Genomic DNA, 778 nt, shown 5'->3' with positions numbered 1-778 from the left:
TGTTTAGGTTAGCTGTTGTGGGAGCACAAAGTTGTGGCATCTGAAGAAGAGAACATTCATCGACATTGAATCGCTCAGTATCAACAGTCCCACTTATTGCCTCGAAAATCCACAAAGTTACACAAACGTAATCTGTTGGCTCTACCCGAGTTACAACCCTTGTATTTACTGGTCATGTTGCTAAAAAGTGAAATTCACTTGTGATTTCAGTTGTGTTTGGGGTTGACGTGATGGGAATTTTTCTGAATAATCATCCACAAGATTCCACAAATAAACACACACTCACTCATTGAGTGAAACATACGAGGAAAAACCTCAGCAGTTTGGAATCAACTAGTAATCAAGGGAGATAACTAAATGTCAATCAGAAATGGTGAAGTAGGGCATCTGCCCGCAGACGACACCAACTTGTCCGAGTTCGGGTATAAATCTGAACTCAAACGAGGCACCGGAAAGTTTGCATCATTCGCAGTAGCTTTTGCCTTCGTTTCAATTGCCACCGGAATTTTCACCGCCTATGGAGCGATGCTCAACAGCTCGGGTCCTGCAGGTATATGGACCTGGCCCATTGTTATCGTCGGTCAGCTCATGGTGGCAATGATCTTCGGTTCTCTTGCTGCACGTATCCCTGTAACTGGATACGCCTACCAGTGGACCTCTCGCATTGCTAACCCTGTTCTAGGTTGGATTATGGGTTGGGCTTCTTTCACATTCCTCGCAATTGTTGTTGTCGCAGTTGACTACACAATTGCTTCGACTGTGTTGCCAGTGCTTCTTC

At 44.9% G+C, this 778-nt stretch carries 1 protein-coding gene; it reads left to right on the top strand.

Annotated elements, in window-relative coordinates:
- Nucleotides 1-357: 357 nt before the first annotated feature.
- Nucleotides 358-778: amino acid permease (locus tag RR877_RS09340; protein WP_332628023.1), on the top strand; the 421-nt coding region annotated here is incomplete at its 3' end.

The organism is Aurantimicrobium sp. (assembly GCF_036667855.1).
Lineage (GTDB): Bacteria > Actinomycetota > Actinomycetes > Actinomycetales > Microbacteriaceae > Aurantimicrobium.
Note: the sequence above shows the minus strand (reverse complement) of the source record. Positions and strands in the feature narration are given on the sequence as shown.